The sequence below is a fragment of the Methyloversatilis sp. NSM2 genome (genome assembly GCF_038066675.1).
Lineage (GTDB): Bacteria > Pseudomonadota > Gammaproteobacteria > Burkholderiales > Rhodocyclaceae > Methyloversatilis > Methyloversatilis discipulorum_A.
In genome coordinates, this window is the sequence record NZ_JBBUKV010000017.1 from 65003 (window position 1) to 82439 (window position 17437).

The following is a 17437-nucleotide window of genomic DNA, read 5'->3' on the forward strand; positions in this document are numbered from 1 at the left end:
GCGAAGCCGGCGGCCCGTTGATGCTGCATCGCGACCAGAGGTTGCTCCCACAAGAGCCGAGCCTGCTCGACCATCGGCGCGGCATCAGCCAGCCCCTGCTTCCCGCTTCTTCGCGCGGTATTCGAACTGCCCCCGCCTCAATCCGAGCAGGCGGGCGGCTGCCGACAGATTGCCGCCGGTGCGCGTCATCGCGTGGTCGAGCAGGCGCTGTTCGAGTTCGTCGAAGCGAAGACCGGCGTCGACCAGCGAGGCGATGTGCGCATCAATGCCGTCCGGCGGCGTGCCGGTCGATGGCGCCGACGCATCGGCGGCGCGCGTCAGCCGGCCACCGGCCGACAGGTTGAACATCGGCTGGGTCAGCCGCTCGCCGCCGGAAAAGAGATGCTGCACGTCGAGGTTGCCGCCGTCGTCGGCGAGGATGACCGCGCGCTCGACGATGTTCTCCAGTTCGCGCACATTGCCCGGCCAGTCGTAGGCCCACAGTGCTTCGGCCGCGCGCTGGGTGAGGCCGGCGATGTGCTTGCCGAAGCGCTTCGCGTAGCGTTCGACGAACACGTTGAGCATTAGCGCGATGTCCTCGCGCCGTTCGCGCAGCGGCGGTATCTCGATCGGGAACACGTTGAGGCGGAAGAACAGGTCCTCGCGGAAGCGGCCGGCGGCGACCTCGGCGCGCAGGTCACGGTTGGCGGCGGCGACGATGCGCACGTCAACCGGCCGCACGCGGGTGTCGCCGACGCGCTCGACCTCGCCTTCCTGCAGCGCGCGCAGCAGCTTGCCCTGGGCCGGCATGGGCAGGCTGCTGATCTCGTCGAGGAAAAGGGTGCCGCCGTGTGCGCGCTCGAACTTGCCCGGCCGTGACGCGTGCGCGCCGGTGAAGGCGCCGCGCTCGACGCCGAACAGTTCGGCCTCCACCAGTTCGGCCGGGATGGCGGCGCAGTTCACACCGACGAAAGGTCCTTTTGCGCGTGGACCGATGGCGTGCAGGGTTTTCGAAAAGCGCTCCTTGCCGACACCGCTTTCGCCCAGCAGCAGCACGGTGGCGTCGGTCGGCGCGACGCGGCGTATCAGGTGGGCGACGGCGTTGAAGCCGGCCGAGGCACCGACCAGATCGGGCAGGCTCGTCGTCGCGGCGGTGTCGACCGGGGCGTGGCGTCCGCGTGGCGCCGACACGAAGTCCTCGATGCGCAGGAAGCTCAGGTCGTCGGCGCTGTCCTCGCACTCCTCCAGCGGGCGGCCGATCACGCGGCAGCGCGCGTGACCCATGGCGACGCATTCCAGCTCGCGCCACAGGATGGGGCGACCCATCATCGTCGTCGTGAAGCCGCTGGCATAGCCGGTCATCATCCAGCAGGCGGGCGAACCACTGACGCCGAAGTGCTGCAGATGCGCCTCCGCTTCCCACGAGGACTGCCAGTAGTAATCGCCCCAGAACTCGCCGCTGTCGGTGTTGAACTGCATGCGATCCACAGCCTGGTTGCGCACGAAGCCTTCGATCTCGCGCAGCCGCGGGCCGAGCGCCAGCGTGCGCGTCAGGTCGCCGCCCTCGGCTTCGCGGAGGCAGCGCGCGTCGTCCACGCCCTGCTGGTAACCGATGCGGGTGAACAGTTCACGGGTGCGATCCAGTCCCAGCCGTTCCACCAGTTCGTGGCGCAGTGTGGCCACCGATGCGCCGTGCATCAGCAGCATGCGCTGGCCGAACAGCAGGATGTGGCCGCTGTCCGGCGCGAAATGGACGTTCTTCGCCAGCGTGCGGTCGTCGATGGTGTCGGTGATGGCGGTCAGCGGACCGTGGGAAGAGCGGGGCATGGCGGATTCCAGTCGTCGGTTTGCCGGATATGCCGCAGGTGACCGCGGGCCCGGTTTCGCCAAATCATGAAATCGCTGTCAAAAAATGTCGAGATTTTTATTGAATCTTCGAATAAACAGGTGCTTGCCTCAAAGCCTTCCGCTGGTATGGCGATTGCACTGTCAGCGTGCCCGGTCACGAGCCGGGCCACGATAAACGGATGGAGGATGGAAATATGCCGATGACCGGCGTGCTGCGCCCGGGTCATGTCGCGCTACGCGTGACCGACCTGGAGGCCGCGGTAAAGCATTACGGGCAGGTACTGGGCCTGATCGAGACCGGGCGGGATGCCCAGGGTCGGGTGTATTTCAAGGCCTGGGACGAACACGACCACCACAGTGTGGTGCTGCGCGCGGCGGAGGCGCCGGGCATGGACTACATGGGCTTCCGTGTGGACAGCGAGGCGACGCTGGACAGTCTGGCGGCGGCGGTCGAAGGCAGCCGTCTGGCGACCGACCTGCAATGGATACCGGCCGGCGAACATCTGCATACCGGCCGCCGCTTCCGCTTCACGGTGCCGACCGGGCACGCGATCGAACTGTTCGCGACCAAGGACAAGGTGGGCAACGGCCTGCCGGACGTGAATCCGGACCCCTGGCCCGATGGCCTGATCGGCATGCAGCCGACCCGCTTCGACCACTGCCTGCTGTACGGCGACGATGTGGATGGGGTGGTGAAGCTGTTCACCGAGGTGCTGGGTTTCAGGATCGCCGAACAGGTGATGGCGGGCGACCTGATGGTGGGCGTGTTCCTGACCTGCTCGACCAAGCCGCACGACATCGCCTTCATCCGCAATCCGGAGAAGGGCCGCTTCCACCACTGCTCCTTCATCCTGGATACGTGGAACGACGTGCTGCGGGCGGCGGACCTGATCTCGAAGAACGATGTGTCACTGGACATCGGTCCGACGCGGCACGGCATCACGCGCGGCGCGACGATCTACTTCTTCGATCCGTCGGGCAACCGCAACGAGGTGTTCGCCGGCGGCTACATCCATTACCCGGACAAGCCGGTCATTACGTGGAAGGTGGAAGACCTCGGGCGCGCGATCTTCTATCACGACCGCAAGCTGAACGAGGCCTTCCTGAACGTGCACACCTGAGCGGTCGCTATCGCCGCTCCGGCCGGTCGGTCAGGCCCTGGATGTCGCGCCGGGGATAGCCCTCGGCGCGTATCCGCGTCCATACCGCACGCTTCTCTTCCGCCGTCATGAATACCCAGTTCGCCACTTCCATGACGGTGCGGCCGCAGCCGCGGCACACTTCATCGAACAGCGTGCTGCAGATGGCGACGCAGGGGGTATCGGGCTCGTCGGCCGGCGGCAGTTCGCTCATCACATCAGGCCGGCGACGAAGGCGTCGAGCTTGCGCGCGTCGACGTCGAAGCGGCGGATGCCGTCCGACAGCTTTTCGACTGCCATCGCGTCCTCGTTGTGCAGCCAGCGGTAGGCCCTTTCGTCGAGCACGACGCGTTCGGCCGGTGTCGTGCGCGTCGGGTCGAGTCGGCGCTCCAGTTCGCCCGGCAGGGCGGCCATCTGGTCCAGCAGGTCGGGGGCGATGGTGAGCAGGTCGCAGCCGGCCAGCGCCTCGACCTGACCCACCTTGCGGAAACTCGCGCCCATCACCTCGGTGTGGTAGCCGTGCTGCTTGTAGTAGTTGTAGATGCGAGTGACCGAAGCGACGCCCGGATCCTGCTCCAGCGAAATGTCGGTCACCTTCTGCTGCGCGCAGTACCAGTCGTAGATGCGGCCGACGAAAGGCGAGATCAGCGTGACGCCGGCGTCGGCGCAGGCAATGGCCTGGGCCATGCCGAACAGTAGCGTCAGGTTGCAGTGGATGCCGTCGCGTTCGAGCTTTTCCGCCGCGCGTATGCCTTCCCAGGTGCTGGCGACCTTGATCAGCACACGGCTGCGCGAAATGCCGGCCGCCTCGTACAGTGCGATCAGGTGGCGCGCCTTGGCGATGCTGGCTTCCGTGTCGAAGCTGAGGCGTGGATCGACCTCGGTCGACACCCGGCCGGGCACGTGCTTCAGGATTTCGCAGCCGAAGGCGACGAACAGCCGGTCTATCGCGCCGGACAGATCCTCACCGGCGGCTTTCGCCTGCGCCAGCGCGCCGTCGAGCAGCGGACGGTAGCGGGCATCCTGCGCCGACTTCAGCAGCAGCGACGGGTTGGTGGTCGCGTCCTGCGGCTTCAGCCGGGCGATGGATTCGATGTCGCCCGTGTCGGCGACGACAATGGAATGCTGTTTCAGCGATTCGAGATGGGTGGTCATGGGGGGCTCCGTCGGGGTCCTGGTCCGGTGCGATGTTCACGTGTGCCCGGAGTGTATTGCGAGTCGGCCGTCGCCGCGTGCATTTGGCGAAGCGTGCCGCTTGGGGTACGCATGCCGCTTGGCGTATCGTTCCGGTTCCCGCACGTACGAGACAGCGAGTCCGATGACGTTGATGCCCGGCAGTTTCCGTAACCGCCTTGCGCTGCTGTGTGGCGGCCTGGCGCTGATCGTGGGTCTACCGGCCTATCTGTACATCAACCACGTCTATGCGGAGCAGTTGCTGAACGAGCGCGGCCACGCGATACACGAACTGGCGACCGCGATGTCCGCGGTGCTGGCCGAAAGCCTGAACGAGCGCCGCCGCGAGATCGAACTGCTGTCCGACACCCGACTGTTCCGTCGCGAACCGCTGGACGACAGCGCCTTTCGCGGCAGCCTGGAGCGGCTGCAGAACTCCTATCCGCAGTATTCGTGGATAGGCGTTGCCGATCTCGACGGCGTGGTGCAGGCGGCCACGCACGATCTGCTGCTCGGGCAGAACGTGGCGCAGAGGCCGTGGTTTGCCGGCGGGCTCGACGGGGTTTTCGTCGGCGATCTGCACGAGGCCCTGTTGCTGGCCAAGCTGCTGCCGAAGAAGGGAGCCGGCCCGATGCGCTTCATCGACATCGCGGTGCCGGTGTCCGGTGAGGATGGTCAGGTGCGCGGCGTACTGGCCGCCCATGTGCATTGGGACTGGGCAGGCTCCGTACTGCGGGTGCTGCGGCCGAGCAACGCCGAGCGCGTGGGCATGGACATCCTCATCGTCAACGGGCAGGGCGACGTGATCTATCCGGAGGACAGTCGACTCGCCGTGCCGCAACCGAGCGGTCGCCCGACGCGTCCGGGTTTCTTCATCGACAACTGGTCGAGCACCACCGCCTACGTAACCTCGATGGCACCGGTGCGCGAGATCATCCAGACCAGTCCGCTGGGCTGGCAGGTCGTCATCCGCCAGCCGCTCGACCGCGTGATGGAAGACGTGGTGGCGCTGCGCAAGGTGGTGCTGGGGTTTGCGCTGCTCGCGGTGGCCATCCTGCTGCTGCTGTCGTGGGTGGTGGCGTCGCGACTGAGCCAGCCGCTGGAGCGGCTGGCGACGCTGGCGCGCCGGATCGAGAAGGGCGACGAGGGGGTCACGCTCGAAGTGGGCGCCGGATCGGTCGAACTGCGGCATCTGGTCGACGCGCTGCGCGGCATGGCGGCAACCCTGATACAGCGGCGCGAGGCGCTGGAGGCGAGCAACCGCGACCTCGAACACAAGGTGATCGAGCGCACCGCCGAACTGGCGCGCCTGAACGACGAACTGCGCGATCAGGCGCGGCGGGACGCACTGACCGGTCTGCCCAACCGGCTGGCAGCGAACGAACGCCTGCGCGACGAATTCGTCCGCATGCGGCGGTCGCGCAAGGGCTATGCGGTGCTGGTGGCCGATATCGATCACTTCAAGCGCATCAACGACGGTCATGGCCATCCGGCTGGCGACGCGGTGCTGCGCCACGTCGCGGTGGTGCTCAAGGCGGCGCTGCGGGAGAGCGATTTCGTCGCCCGTTTCGGCGGCGAGGAGTTTCTGCTGCTGCTGCCCGCCACGTCTCTGGACGACGCATGTCGCGTCGGCGAGAAGGTCAGGCGGGCGGTCGAGATGTCGCCCACCGCGGCGGTCGGCGTCGTCACGATGAGCATAGGCCTTGCGATGGCGCAGCCCGATCACGAGGACGAGGACGCCGCCGTCCGCCTCGCCGACGCCATGCTTTACGAGGCGAAGCGCGCCGGCCGCAACCGCCTGGTCAGCGAACAGGCGCAGACGGCCGACGGCTGATCCGGCCGGTCATTGTTCGCGCGCTCTTGAAATCGAAACATCCCGCCACTACTATTAGCACTCGTTGGCAGTGAGTGCTAACACAGCGGTGCGCTGTGTCGCATCGCCCCGAATATCGTCAAACGTCGCGACTGGGTTCGCGCCTTCAATCTCAAGGAGTCATTGCATGAAAATCCGTCCGTTGCACGACCGCGTGCTGGTCAAGCGTCTGGAAGAGGAGCGCAAGACCGCTTCGGGCATCGTGATTCCCGACGCAGCCGCTGAAAAGCCGGATCAGGGCGAAATCATCGCCGTCGGCGCCGGCAAGATCCTGGACGACGGCAAGGTCCGCCCGATGGCCGTCAAGGCCGGCGATCGCGTGCTGTTCGGCAAGTATTCCGGTCAGTCGGTCAAGGTCGATGGCGAGGAATTCCTCGTCATGCGTGAAGAAGACATCATGGGCGTGGTCGAGGCCTGATCGCCTCCTTTGTCCTGAATTTCTGAAATTTCAAGGAGTTAGATATGCCCGCAAAAGAGGTACGTTTTGGTGATTCCGCCCGTGAACGCATGGTTGCCGGCGTCAATGTGCTGGCCAATGCAGTCAAGGTGACCCTGGGCCCGAAGGGCCGCAACGTGGTGCTGGAGCGCTCGTTCGGCGCCCCGACCGTGACCAAGGACGGCGTGTCGGTCGCCAAGGAAATCGAACTGAAGGACAAGTTCGAGAACATGGGCGCCCAGATGGTCAAGGAAGTCGCTTCCAAGACCTCGGACGTCGCCGGTGACGGCACCACCACCGCCACCGTGCTGGCCCAGGCCATCGTGCGCGAAGGCATGAAGTACGTGGCTGCCGGCATGAACCCGATGGACCTGAAGCGCGGCATCGACAAGGCCGTGACCGGCATCATCGGCGAGCTGAAGAAGATTTCGAAGCCCTGCTCGACCAGCAAGGAAATCGCCCAGGTCGGCTCGATCTCGGCCAACTCGGACACCTCGGTCGGTGCCCGCATCGCCGAAGCGATGGACAAGGTCGGCAAGGAAGGCGTCATCACCGTCGAAGACGGCAAGTCGCTGAACGACGAGCTGGAAGTGGTCGAGGGCATGCAGTTCGACCGCGGCTACCTGTCGCCGTACTTCATCAACAACCCGGACCGCCAGATCGCCGTTCTGGACAGCCCCTTCGTGCTGCTGCACGACAAGAAGATCAGCAACATCCGTGATCTGCTGCCGGTGCTGGAACAGGTTGCCAAGGCCGGTCGTCCGCTGCTGATCATCGCCGAAGACATCGAAGGCGAAGCGCTGGCCACCCTGGTGGTGAACAACATCCGCGGCATCCTGAAGACCGTCGCCGTCAAGGCTCCGGGCTTCGGCGACCGTCGCAAGGCCATGCTGGAAGACATCGCCATCCTGACCGGCGGCACCGTGATCGCCGAAGAAGTCGGCCTGTCGCTGGAAAAGGCCACGCTGCAGGACCTCGGCCAGGCCAAGCGCATCGAAGTGGGCAAGGAAGAAACGACCATCATCGACGGCGCCGGTACCGAAGACGCGATCACCGCACGTGTTGCCAACATCAACACCCAGATCGACGCCGCCACGTCGGACTACGACCGCGAGAAGCTGCAGGAACGCAAGGCCAAGCTGGCCGGCGGTGTTGCGCTGATCAAGGTTGGTGCCGCGACCGAAGTCGAAATGAAGGAAAAGAAGGCACGCGTCGAAGACGCGCTGCACGCCACCCGCGCTGCCGTTGAAGAAGGCATCGTGGCCGGCGGCGGCGTCGCCCTGGTGCGCGCGCTGCAGAACCTCGGTGACCTGCGCGGCGACAACGCCGACCAGGACGCCGGCATCAAGCTGATCATGCGCGCTGCCGAAGAGCCGCTGCGCCAGATCGTCGCCAACGCCGGCGACGAGCCGAGCGTGGTCGTGGCCAAGGTGAAGGAAGGCAAGGGCAATTTCGGCTACAACGCCGCCTCGGGCGAGTACGGCGACATGGTCGAAATGGGCGTGCTGGATCCGACCAAGGTTACCCGCACCGCACTGCAGAACGCCGCTTCGGTTGCTTCGCTGATGCTCACCACCGACTGCATGGTGGCCGAGCTGGCCGAAGACAAGCCGGCTGCCGGCGGCATGCCGGGCGGCATGGGTGGCATGGGCGGCATGGGCATGGACATGTAATGTCCGCTCCGGTCGCCGAGAGGCGATCGGGCCCGGTCTGCCAGACCACGGAAAGCCCGCACTTCGGTGCGGGCTTTTTTCGTCCACGGGCTGCAGTCGCGACGGATGTGCGACGGCGCAACGAGTGCGACTGCGGGAGCGATTCGGACGGACGCCCGAAAAATGGGTGGGGAGCACCCCGTGCAGGGGAAGGGTGCTCCCCGGGGCGCGCCGGACTGACCGGTTTGCCCCCGAGGACCAAAAGAAGAACAGCGCTGCGCAGACTATTCTTGAGCGCTTACATCTCCCTTACACTGGTGTCCGGTGGGGTTATTCAAACCCCGAACCCGAATGCGAACGCAGAAGACGTTCATGGAGGAGGCGGCCGCAAGGCTGATTTGCTATGCATATCCTGCTTGCCGAGGACGATCCGGTCATTTCCGATGCGGTGGTGCGCGCCTTGCGCCGCGCCGGTTACGCGGTGGACAGCGTGGCCACCGGCAGTGAAGCCGATGCGGCGCTGCATGGACAGGGCTTCGATCTGGCCATCATCGACATCGGCCTGCCCAAGCTGTCCGGCATCGAGGTGATCAAGCGCATGCGCGCGCGCAAGTGCACGACGCCGGTACTGATACTGACCGCGCAGGACGGCATCGACGACCGCGTGCGCGGGCTCGATGCCGGCGCCGACGACTACATGTGCAAACCTTTCGCACTGCCCGAGCTCGAGGCGCGCGTGCGCGCGCTGACGCGGCGCGGCACCGGCATGCCCACCCGCATCGAGATCGGCAGCCTCGCCTACGATCAGACGGATCACGTGGCCAGCGTCAATGGCCAGGCGATCGAACTGTCGGCGCGCGAGACCGCGTTGCTGGAGGTGCTGCTGCTGCGCGCCGGCCGGCTGGTCAACAAGGAACAGCTGGTCGACCATCTGTGCGGCTGGGGCGAAGAGGTGAGCAACAACGCCATCGAGGTCTATGTTCACAGGCTGCGCAAGAAGATCGAGCACAGCGGCCTGCGCATCGTGACGCTGCGCGGCCTGGGCTACTGCCTGGAAAGACCGGATGCCGTCGCGTGACAAGCTGAAGAACCGTCGCGGTAAATCCGGCGAAAGGACTGGTGAGTACAACTCGCTGTTCGGCGAAATCCTCGACTGGATGCTCGCGCCGCTGATGTTCGTGTGGCCGATCAGCATCGCCATCATCCACAACGTGGCGGACGACATCGCGCACGCGCCCTATGACAAGGTGCTCGGCGACAGCGTCTACGAACTGAGCCGGCAGGTGCGTTTCACGCCGGTCGGCGCCATCTTCGTCAAGCCGCCGCAGATGCGCGATCTGTTCCATATCGACGGCGAAGACATCATCTACTACCAGGTGCTCGGCGGTGCCGGCGAACTGCTGGCCGGTGACAGCGAAGTGCCGGACGTACCGGACGACAAGCCGTGGAAGCCGGGCGAGCTCTATTTCCGCGGCGGCCGCGTGAATAACGAGGACGTGCGCATCGCCTACATGTTCCAGCCGGTCACCACCATTCCCGGTTCCTACGTGACGGTGCAGGTGGCCGAGACGCTGAACAAGCGCGAAGCACTGACCTCGCGCATCCTGTCCGGTGTGCTGCTGCCGCAGTTCGTCATCATTCCGATCGCCGTCGTGCTGGTCTATTTCGGTCTGGGCCGCGGGCTGTGGCCGTTGAAGCGGCTGCAGGCGGTGATCGAGAAGCGGCGGCCGACCGACCTGTCACCGATCGACGTGCGTCGCGTACCGGAAGAACTGCGTCCGCTGATCAATGCGCTGAACGACATGATGCTGCGGCTGGAGGTGAATCTCGCCGCACAGCAGCGCTTCATCGCCGACGCTGCGCACCAGATGCGCACCCCGCTGACCGGGCTGAAGAGCCAGGCAGAACTGGCGCTGCTCGAAAACGATCCGGCACAGATCCGTGCCTGCATGGAGCAGATACTGGTCAGCGCCACTGGCGCAGGGCACCTGATCAATCAGCTCCTTGCGCTGGCGCGCGCCGAAGCGAGCACGGAGAAGGTGCATGCGATCGAGCGGGTGGAGCTGAACACGCTGTTCGAATCGCTGATTGCAGACTGGGTGCCGGCGGCGCGCAGGCGTCATATCGACCTCGGCTTCGAGCGGGCGCACGTCCCGCTGCATGTTGATGCCAATCCGGTCCTGCTCGGCGAAATGTTCAAGAACCTCATCGACAACGCGATCAAGTACACGTCCTACGGCGGGGTTGTCACCGTGCGACTGAAGGCGGACATCCGCGCCATCCTGGAAATCGAGGACACCGGGCCCGGCATTCCGGTCGAGGACAGACAGCGGGTGTTCGAGCGCTTCTATCGCGTGCTCGGCACGCAGGTCGAGGGCTCCGGGCTTGGCCTGCCCATCGTGCGCGAGATCGCGGAACTGCACCGCGCGGAGGTCGAACTGCTCGATGCGCCCGGCAATGGCGGGCTTATCGTGCGCGTGTCCTTTCCGCGCGTGGTGGAACCGGTGCCGAACGACGTCGCGGCGCTGCCGTGGCCGGTGTGAGGGCAGGCATGGACACGCTGGATATCGGACTGCGCGCGGTCGTCGTCCTGAAGGGGCTCAACGAAATCGTGCTGCTGACGCTGATCGGTCAGGCGGCGCTTTACCTGCTCGCAGGCAGCCGTCGTCACGGCAACCTGATCTACGGCGCATTCAATCAGGTCGGCGCACGCGTTTTCCGTCTGTTCCGTTACGTCACGCCGCGCTTCGTGCCTGACCGCCACCTGCCTTTCGTGGCTTTCCTCGGCTTGTTGCTGATTGAACTCGTGCTCATCATCGCCAAGATATCGCTGGTTGCCGAAACGATGCTGCGCGCGCAATGATCGACGCAAAACCTTTGACAGAAACGCGATCAGATACTAATATCACTGGCTCTTTGGCCAAGTAGCTCAGTTGGTAGAGCAGCGGATTGAAAATCCGCGTGTCGGTGGTTCGATTCCGCCCTTGGCCACCAGAATTCAAGACGCGCTCTCTGCGCGCAAACAAAAAGGGCCTGACGGCCCTTTTTGTTTTTCTCCCTCCGGAAACGTTACGCGCTCATGCGGCGTTCCGCGCCCTGTATTTTCCGCGCATCTCCTCGAGCAACTGGTCGTACAGCGGCTGCATGAACGGCGGCAGATGTGCCATCAGTTCCTTACGGTAGATGACCGACGGCACGCGCTTGCCACGGTGCTCCACCGCCTGGCCGATCAGGTGGATGCGGAAGCCAAGTGCACTCAGATGCCGGGCGAGTCGCGCCTCGGTCAGCGTGAAAAGATGTTCGATGTCGTGCAACTCCGCGGCGGCAAGCAGGCCGAGGTAGAGGCCGACCGGGATGTAGGGGAAGCGGGGCTGGTCCCGCGTTCCCATGTCCTCTTCCGAAATGGCGATCGGACCGCTGCTGTCGCCCTTACGCTTGCGGTAGTCCGACAGTACAGCGAGGCGGGAGATCTCCACCATGCGCCGGCGGTCGACGCGAGCCGGGTCGATGATGCTCCGGTCGATTGCCGTTTCGCAAAGATGTTCGAACGGGAGCGGTTTCGCGAGGTCGTCCGGGTCTGTCTGCACCAGCCGCACACAGCCGACGATGCGGCCACTTGCCTGGGCGCGCAACGCGATCTGCAGCGCGTGCGCGTCGAAGCTGTCGGTCTCCTCGAGGTCGGGGTTGGTGGCTTCGTAGCCGAGTTCCTGGCAGTACACCGCGTGCCGGACACGATAGACCTCGTGCTTCATCGCCTCATCGACCGCGGCTTCCACCGCGAAGTACTTGGCGAAGTTTTCCTTGAGGTTTCCGACTTCAAGCAGAAACATGATGTTGTCCGACCGTGTATGACGCCGCGGGTGCATCCCGCGTGCGTGGCCTGCTGACCTTTACTGTAGTTTCTTCAGGTATTCCTTGTCGAACACCTTGTCGGGTATGTCGCGCAACTGCATCGACGCGTACTCGAGCGTCGATTGTTCGCCCTGTTTCAGTGCGTCCTGCATGACCAGACGGGTCGGGCGGAGTTTGCCGCCCAGCGTCTTGTATTCATCATAGATGCAGGTCTTCAGCAGCTTGTCCGACAGGGAATAGAACTCGGCCTTGTGAGGTGCGTTGTTCGATGTGCGCACCCAGAGCAGCACGCGCGAGTAGGTGACGCCGCGATCGACCGCCGTCAGTTCGAGCACGTGGTGGTCATGACCATCGAGCTTCTCGGTGCGCAGCAGCTTGGGCGTGTAGTCGCCCGAGAAGTTGGCGCGAGCCAGGTCACCGTTGGCGACCTGGCCGGTCAGACGCTGGGCCAGCGAAAGGCGTACCGGCTGCGACACGGTGGGCAGGAACACCCAAAGGTCGCGCGCCTTCATCAGCAGGATCTGACCGCGCTCGGAAGCCGGCTCGACCGTCTGCACGATGGTGTTCTCGTTGCCCTTGGACAGGATGCGGTACTTGCGGAATTCTTCGCCGCTGGACGTGGTCGAGGTGACGCTGACCTCGACCTGGAAGGGCTCCCGCGGGAAGCGGATGGTGTCGGCCTTTTCAAGTATACTCGCGGCATCTTGGGCAAAGGCGGACGGCGCGATGCAGAACGGTGCCGCAAGAGCTGCAACAGTTGCAAGGATCCGCGCGAACGTCTTGCGCCGGTGCGACGATGGGCCGGTGGTGGTGGCTTCGCGCACGCCGAGCGGGGTGTTCGGAACATTCATTTTTTTGTCTCCAGCACCGGGCGCATGACCCGTCTTCTGAACCGGGCTTCCTGATGAACAACGTCGTCCAGATCCGGAATGTGAGCCGCAGCTACATGCTCGGCGGACAGCAGGTCAATGCGTTGAAGAATATCACGCTGGATATCGAGGACGGCGTGTTCATTGCCATTGCCGGCCCCTCCGGCAGTGGCAAGTCGACCCTGCTGAACCTGATCGGTTGCATCGATACACCGACTTCGGGGCAGATCCTGATCAACGGTCAGGACGTGTCGGGGCAGACGCCGGACGAACTGGCCAGTCTGCGCGCGCGCACCATCGGTTTCATCTTCCAGACCTTCAATCTGCTGCCGGTCCTGTCGGCCTACGAGAACGTCGAGTATCCGCTGCTGCAGTTGCCGGAGGTCAGCAGGGACGAGCGCGCGAAGCGGGTGAAGTACTTTCTCGACATCGTCGGCCTGGGCCCGAAGATGCATCATCGACCCAACCAGTTGTCAGGCGGACAGCGCCAGCGTGTGGCGATTGCCCGTGCGCTGGCCGTGCAGCCGGCAATCGTGCTGGCCGACGAGCCGACCGCCAACCTCGACCGCAAGACCGGCGATTCGATACTCGAGCTGATGCGCGAGATCAACCGCACGATGAAGACCACTTTCATCTTCTCCACTCACGACAAGCGCGTGATGTCGATGGCCGACCGTCTGGTACGCATCGAGGACGGCGAACTGACCGCGCTCGGCGTACAGAAATCACCGGGTGAATGGGCCTACGTCAAACCCCCGAAATCCGCCACTCTGCAGGCTGCTTCATGACGCACTTCGATTTACTTTCCGCCTTGCGCCGCCTGCCCCTGGCAGCGCTGACGCTGGCAATCCTGCTCGTTGCCCGGCCCGCGCTGGCGGCCGATCCGCTCGATGACCTGTTCGTCGAACCGGCGCCCGAAGCAGCCAGCGATGCGCAGGGCAAGCCGAAGGCCGATGAGGAGGCCTCGTCGTCGATGTCGGGCTGGCGCGGCTTCAGCCAATTCGAACTGGCGCGTACGGTGGCTGGCGACAGCCACTGGTCGAAGGCGCGCTGGCGCAACGAACTCGGCCGCAGCGGCAGTTTCGGTCAGGGCATCAAGTGGAAGGCCGTGGGCCGCGTCGATTACGACTTTGCCTACGGTTGGGAGAGCGACTTCTACCCGGCCGCCGTACGCGACGACCGGCGCAGCGAATTTGCGTGGCGCGAGGTCTATCTCGACATGCCGGTCGGCGACGTCGAACTGCGCCTTGGTCGCCAGCACATCGTGTGGGGCGAAATGGTCGGCCTGTTCTTCGCCGACGTGGTGTCGGCGCGTGACATGCGCGAATTCTTCACGCAGGAATTCGACCAGCAGCGCATCCCGCAGTGGGCGGCACGCGCCGAGTACTTCAAGAACGACTGGCGCGCCGAGCTGATCTGGGTGCCCTACGTGAGCGTCGACAACATCGGCCGCTTCGGCGGCGATTTCTACCTGACGCAACCCGACCTGCAGGGCATCAGCGCGACCTATGACGCGCAGGTGCGACCGGATCGCAAGCTGAGCAACTCGAACTACGGCCTCCGAGTCGGTACCCTGGTACAGGGCTGGGATCTGGCTGCCTTCTACTACCGTAGCCTGGACGTGAATCCGACCTTCAGTCGTCGATTCGTCGCCCCGACTGCGGTGGTCTACACGCCGCGACACGACTGGATTCATCAGTATGGTGCAACGCTGACCAAGGACTTCGGCAGCTTTCTGCTGAAGGCCGAAGCGGTGCTGACCTACGATCGCTACCTCCCTGTGTCGCCGCTGTCGGCACGGCCCGACGGACTGGTCCGTCAGGACATGGTCGATTACGCGATCGGCATCGATATTCCCTTCATGTCGGAGTCGCGGCTCAATCTCCAGTACTTCGAGCGCGCCCACATGGACAAGGCGCCAGACCTGCTGGCGAGCCGGCGCGAGAACGGCATGGCGGTGCTGTACAACCACAAGTTCGACGAGCGGCTCGAAGGCGAACTGCTGTGGGTGCAGTCGCTGGTACGCAACGACTACATGTTCCGCCCCAAGCTGATCTGGCGCGTGCAGTCCAACTGGCGCGCGCAGTTCGGTGCGGATCTGTTCGGCGGCAATTCCAATGGCTATTTCGGGCGTTTCGGCAACTCGGACCGCTACTACGGCGAGCTGCGCTACTCCTTCTGATTCGGGCGGAGGTGCCACATGCGAGTGCTGATCACGGGCGGTGCCGGCTTCATCGGCTCACACACGGCGGACGCGCTGCTGGCCGCCGGCCACAGCGTGCGTGCGCTGGACATTCTCGATCCGCAGATACATGGCGAAAGCCGCCAACGGCCGGCCTATCTCGCGCCTGAGGTGGAACTGCAGGTCGGTGACGTCTGCAATGCCGACGACGTCGCGCGCGCGCTCGACGGCATCGACTCGGTCTACCACTTCGCTGCGCTGACCGGCGTTGGCCAGAGCATGTACGACATGACCCATTACGCGCGGGTCAATGGGCTGGGTACGACCACCCTGATCGAGGGCATCGTAAAGGGTGGCCATGTGCTGAAGCGGCTGGTGCTGTCTTCGTCGCGTGCGATCTACGGCGAGGGTGCCTATGTCTGCCGTGAGCACGGCGCCCAGTTTCCGGGTGCTCGCTCGCGCGAGCGCCTGCAGGCGGGCAAGTTCGCGATGCCCTGCCCGGTTTGCGGCGATGATCTCGACGCGGTACCGACGCCGGAAGACAAGGTGTCAGAGCCGTTCTCGGTCTATGCGATCACCAAGAAGCATCAGGAAGATTACGTGCGCTACGCGGCGAACACGTTCGGTATTCCGGCGGTCGTGCTGCGTTACTTCAACGTTTTCGGCTCGCGTCAGTCGCTGAAGAATCCCTACACCGGCGTGGTATCGATCTTCTATTCGCGCATCTGCGCCGGTCAGCCGATCTCGGTGTACGAGGGCGGCCTGCCGGTGCGCGATTTCGTGCATGTGTCCGACGTGGTTGCGGCGAATATGCGTGCGCTGGTCGCCGACGTGGCGCCGGGCTCCGTCTTCAACGTCGGCGCCGGCGAGGCGAGCACGATCGCCGACATCGCCAACGCGCTCGCACGTGCAGTCGGCAAGCCGGTAACGATGGAGGACAAGGGCGAGTTCCGTGTCGGCGACATCTTCGGGTGCGTTGCCGATCTGGCGCACTCGCGCGCAGTGCTCGGTTACGAGCCGGCGCGTACGCTTGATCAGGGCATGGCGGAGTTCGCCGCTTGGGCGGGCGGGCAGCCATCGGAGGATCGCTATCAGCAGACCGTCGCCGAACTGACGCGCTTCGGCCTGTTCGGTCGTGCCGAGGGCGCCTGATGTCGACCCGCCGCCGCGTTCTGTTCGTGGCGGAGGCGGTATCTCTTGCGCATGTCGCCCGGCCGGTCGTGCTGGCATCGGGTCTCGCGGCGCAGCATGATGTGTCGGTCGCGTCCGCACCGGCCTTCGATCTGTGCTTTCGCAGAACGGACCTTCGCAGGCTCGGGCTGGAGAGTATTCCGGCCAAGCTCTTTCTCGATCGCCTCGCGGCCGGTGCGCCGCTGTACACTCGTGCCGAGCTCGAGCGCTATGTCGAGGCCGACATCGCGTTGCTGCAGCGCGAACGTCCCGATGTGGTGATCGGCGATTTCCGTCTGTCGCTGAGCGTTTCGGCGAGGCTTGTCGGCATCCCCTACTTCGCGCTGTGCAACGCACACTGGAGTCCCTGGTCGGCGCATTCACGGTTCCCCTTGCCTGACATCACCCTGACCCGGGTGCTCGGACCTGCGCTGGCAGAGCCGATTTTCCGGCTCGCGCAGCCACTCGCCTTCCGGCTGCACGCCGGGCCGCTCAACGCGGTACGCAGAAAGCATGGCCTGAGCGGCTTTCCCGATGTGCGCCATGCCTACACCGACGGTGATCTGACGCTGTACGCCGACACGCCGGGCCTGGTGCCGGCGCGTCCGGACTGTCCGCCCAACCACCATTTCATCGGGCCCATCATCTGGTCGCCCTCGATGCCGCTGCCGGACTGGTGGACGTCGATGCCGTCCGGGCCGCTTGCCTATGTCACGCTGGGTTCCACCGGGCGGGTCGATCTGCTGCCGGAGGTATTTCGCGCGCTGGCCGATGTGCAGGTCAATGCGATGACGGCCACGGCGGGGCGCTCCGACGTGGCTTCGCCCGGACCGCACTGTTTCGTTGCCGACTATCTGCCAGGGCTCGAAGCCGCTGCGCGCGCCGATTTCGTCATCTGCAATGGCGGAAGTGCGACGGTCTATCAGGCCTTGTCGACCGGCACGCCGGTCATCGGTCTGTGTTCGAACATGGATCAGTTCCTCACCATGTCGCGTGTGGTCGATGCCGGGGCGGGGATTTCATTGCGTGCGGGCAGCGCGAACTATGAACAGTTGCGGACGGCACTCGGGCGCATGGTCGGGGATGACGGTGCAGGTTTCAGGCGGGCCGCAAAAGCGGTTCAGCAGGACTTCGCCAGTTTCAATACCCGCTCGATTCTGAACGGGCTGGTTGTATCCGCATAGCGGGGTTCTGGCCGGGCAGCGACGGGTTTGGAACGTGCGCTTTCGAACGCGCAAAAGAAAAACGGGAGCTTTCGCTCCCG

Annotated in this window: 16 protein-coding genes and 1 tRNA gene; 12 read left to right on the plus strand and 5 right to left on the minus strand. The window is 64.7% G+C overall.

Annotation, left to right across the window (positions count from 1 at the left end; all coding sequences use genetic code 11):
* Nucleotides 1–84 precede the first annotated feature (84 nt).
* Nucleotides 85–1806, minus strand: coding sequence for a sigma 54-interacting transcriptional regulator (locus tag WJU27_RS19230; RefSeq protein ID WP_341423126.1), 1722 nt, complete (start codon nucleotides 1804–1806; stop codon nucleotides 85–87).
* Nucleotides 1807–2021: 215 nt separating this feature from the next.
* On the opposite strand from WJU27_RS19230, the gene WJU27_RS19235 reads away from it, so the two are divergent.
* The gene (locus tag WJU27_RS19235) at nucleotides 2022–2948 is read left to right on the plus strand and encodes a catechol 2,3-dioxygenase (RefSeq protein WP_341423324.1); all 927 of its coding nucleotides are present in this window, start codon (nucleotides 2022–2024) and stop codon (nucleotides 2946–2948) included.
* A gap of 7 nt (nucleotides 2949–2955) precedes the next feature.
* On the opposite strand, the gene WJU27_RS19240 is transcribed toward WJU27_RS19235, so the two are convergent.
* Together WJU27_RS19240 and tal are read right to left on the minus strand one after the other, a co-directional pair.
* Complete coding sequence (locus tag WJU27_RS19240) at nucleotides 2956–3180, minus strand: DUF1289 domain-containing protein (protein WP_341423127.1); 225 nt, start codon at nucleotides 3178–3180, stop codon at nucleotides 2956–2958.
* Nucleotides 3180–4121, minus strand: coding sequence for a transaldolase (tal, locus tag WJU27_RS19245; RefSeq protein ID WP_341423128.1), 942 nt, complete (start codon nucleotides 4119–4121; stop codon nucleotides 3180–3182). Before tal ends, WJU27_RS19240 begins: the two co-directional genes overlap by 1 nt.
* Before the next feature lie 163 nt (nucleotides 4122–4284).
* On the opposite strand from tal, the gene WJU27_RS19250 reads away from it, so the two are divergent.
* From WJU27_RS19250 to WJU27_RS19280, 7 genes are all read left to right on the plus strand, one after another.
* Nucleotides 4285–5973: a sensor domain-containing diguanylate cyclase gene (locus tag WJU27_RS19250; protein ID WP_341423129.1), complete on the plus strand. Its 1689-nt coding sequence runs from the start codon at nucleotides 4285–4287 to the stop codon at nucleotides 5971–5973.
* Between the two features lie 166 nt (nucleotides 5974–6139).
* Nucleotides 6140–6430, plus strand: a complete 291-nt coding sequence (gene groES / locus WJU27_RS19255; RefSeq protein WP_304004262.1) for a co-chaperone GroES — start codon at nucleotides 6140–6142, stop codon at nucleotides 6428–6430.
* A 44-nt stretch (nucleotides 6431–6474) separates the two neighbouring features.
* The gene (groL, locus tag WJU27_RS19260) at nucleotides 6475–8121 is read left to right on the plus strand and encodes a chaperonin GroEL (protein ID WP_024300804.1); all 1647 of its coding nucleotides are present in this window, start codon (nucleotides 6475–6477) and stop codon (nucleotides 8119–8121) included.
* A gap of 382 nt (nucleotides 8122–8503) precedes the next feature.
* On the plus strand, nucleotides 8504–9178 hold the full coding sequence (locus WJU27_RS19265; RefSeq protein WP_341423130.1) for a response regulator transcription factor: 675 nt from the start codon (nucleotides 8504–8506) through the stop codon (nucleotides 9176–9178).
* Entirely contained in the window at nucleotides 9165–10643 is a 1479-nt protein-coding gene (locus WJU27_RS19270) for a sensor histidine kinase (RefSeq protein ID WP_341423131.1), read from the plus strand. Before WJU27_RS19265 ends, WJU27_RS19270 begins: the two co-directional genes overlap by 14 nt.
* 8 nt (nucleotides 10644–10651) lie before the next feature.
* Complete coding sequence (locus WJU27_RS19275) at nucleotides 10652–10963, plus strand: hypothetical protein (RefSeq protein ID WP_020165910.1); 312 nt, start codon at nucleotides 10652–10654, stop codon at nucleotides 10961–10963.
* A gap of 55 nt (nucleotides 10964–11018) precedes the next feature.
* Nucleotides 11019–11094 (plus strand) — tRNA-Phe (locus WJU27_RS19280).
* Nucleotides 11095–11177: 83 nt separating this feature from the next.
* Here the strand turns inward: WJU27_RS19280 and WJU27_RS19285 are convergent.
* Entirely contained in the window at nucleotides 11178–11930 is a 753-nt protein-coding gene (locus tag WJU27_RS19285; RefSeq protein WP_029143847.1) for a PEP-CTERM/exosortase system-associated acyltransferase, read from the minus strand.
* Nucleotides 11931–11990: 60 nt separating this feature from the next.
* Entirely contained in the window at nucleotides 11991–12803 is an 813-nt protein-coding gene (locus WJU27_RS19290; RefSeq protein ID WP_020165908.1) for an outer membrane lipoprotein-sorting protein, read from the minus strand.
* Between the two features lie 53 nt (nucleotides 12804–12856).
* Here WJU27_RS19290 and WJU27_RS19295 point away from each other — a divergent pair, with 53 nt between their 5' ends.
* Genes WJU27_RS19295 through WJU27_RS19310 form a run of 4 tightly spaced genes read left to right on the plus strand, consistent with a single transcriptional unit; the run spans nucleotide 12857 to nucleotide 17357 of the window.
* Nucleotides 12857–13609, plus strand: coding sequence for an ABC transporter ATP-binding protein (locus WJU27_RS19295; protein WP_020165907.1), 753 nt, complete (start codon nucleotides 12857–12859; stop codon nucleotides 13607–13609).
* A complete protein-coding gene (locus WJU27_RS19300; protein WP_020165906.1) occupies nucleotides 13606–15003 on the plus strand; it encodes a DUF1302 family protein in 1398 nt (465 codons plus the stop codon). Before WJU27_RS19295 ends, WJU27_RS19300 begins: the two co-directional genes overlap by 4 nt.
* A gap of 18 nt (nucleotides 15004–15021) precedes the next feature.
* Nucleotides 15022–16155 carry an NAD-dependent epimerase/dehydratase family protein gene (locus WJU27_RS19305; protein WP_341423132.1) on the plus strand — a complete coding sequence of 378 codons (1134 nt, stop codon included), beginning with the start codon at nucleotides 15022–15024 and terminating at the stop codon, nucleotides 16153–16155.
* Nucleotides 16155–17357 carry a glycosyltransferase gene (locus WJU27_RS19310; protein WP_341423133.1) on the plus strand — a complete coding sequence of 401 codons (1203 nt, stop codon included), beginning with the start codon at nucleotides 16155–16157 and terminating at the stop codon, nucleotides 17355–17357. The genes WJU27_RS19305 and WJU27_RS19310 overlap by 1 nt, the downstream gene beginning before the upstream one ends.
* The last annotated feature ends 80 nt before the right edge of the window (nucleotides 17358–17437 follow it).

Coding starts and splice junctions, on each gene's coding strand:
- WJU27_RS19230 (WP_341423126.1), bottom strand. CDS start 1,806: ATGCCCCGCTCTTCCCACGGTCCGCTGACCGCCATCACCGACACCATC.
- WJU27_RS19235 (WP_341423324.1), top strand. CDS start 2,022: ATGCCGATGACCGGCGTGCTGCGCCCGGGTCATGTCGCGCTACGCGTG.
- WJU27_RS19240 (WP_341423127.1), bottom strand. CDS start 3,180: ATGAGCGAACTGCCGCCGGCCGACGAGCCCGATACCCCCTGCGTCGCC.
- tal (WP_341423128.1), bottom strand. CDS start 4,121: ATGACCACCCATCTCGAATCGCTGAAACAGCATTCCATTGTCGTCGCC.
- WJU27_RS19250 (WP_341423129.1), top strand. CDS start 4,285: ATGACGTTGATGCCCGGCAGTTTCCGTAACCGCCTTGCGCTGCTGTGT.
- groES (WP_304004262.1), top strand. CDS start 6,140: ATGAAAATCCGTCCGTTGCACGACCGCGTGCTGGTCAAGCGTCTGGAA.
- groL (WP_024300804.1), top strand. CDS start 6,475: ATGCCCGCAAAAGAGGTACGTTTTGGTGATTCCGCCCGTGAACGCATG.
- WJU27_RS19265 (WP_341423130.1), top strand. CDS start 8,504: ATGCATATCCTGCTTGCCGAGGACGATCCGGTCATTTCCGATGCGGTG.
- WJU27_RS19270 (WP_341423131.1), top strand. CDS start 9,165: ATGCCGTCGCGTGACAAGCTGAAGAACCGTCGCGGTAAATCCGGCGAA.
- WJU27_RS19275 (WP_020165910.1), top strand. CDS start 10,652: ATGGACACGCTGGATATCGGACTGCGCGCGGTCGTCGTCCTGAAGGGG.
- WJU27_RS19285 (WP_029143847.1), bottom strand. CDS start 11,930: ATGTTTCTGCTTGAAGTCGGAAACCTCAAGGAAAACTTCGCCAAGTAC.
- WJU27_RS19290 (WP_020165908.1), bottom strand. CDS start 12,803: ATGAATGTTCCGAACACCCCGCTCGGCGTGCGCGAAGCCACCACCACC.
- WJU27_RS19295 (WP_020165907.1), top strand. CDS start 12,857: ATGAACAACGTCGTCCAGATCCGGAATGTGAGCCGCAGCTACATGCTC.
- WJU27_RS19300 (WP_020165906.1), top strand. CDS start 13,606: ATGACGCACTTCGATTTACTTTCCGCCTTGCGCCGCCTGCCCCTGGCA.
- WJU27_RS19305 (WP_341423132.1), top strand. CDS start 15,022: ATGCGAGTGCTGATCACGGGCGGTGCCGGCTTCATCGGCTCACACACG.
- WJU27_RS19310 (WP_341423133.1), top strand. CDS start 16,155: ATGTCGACCCGCCGCCGCGTTCTGTTCGTGGCGGAGGCGGTATCTCTT.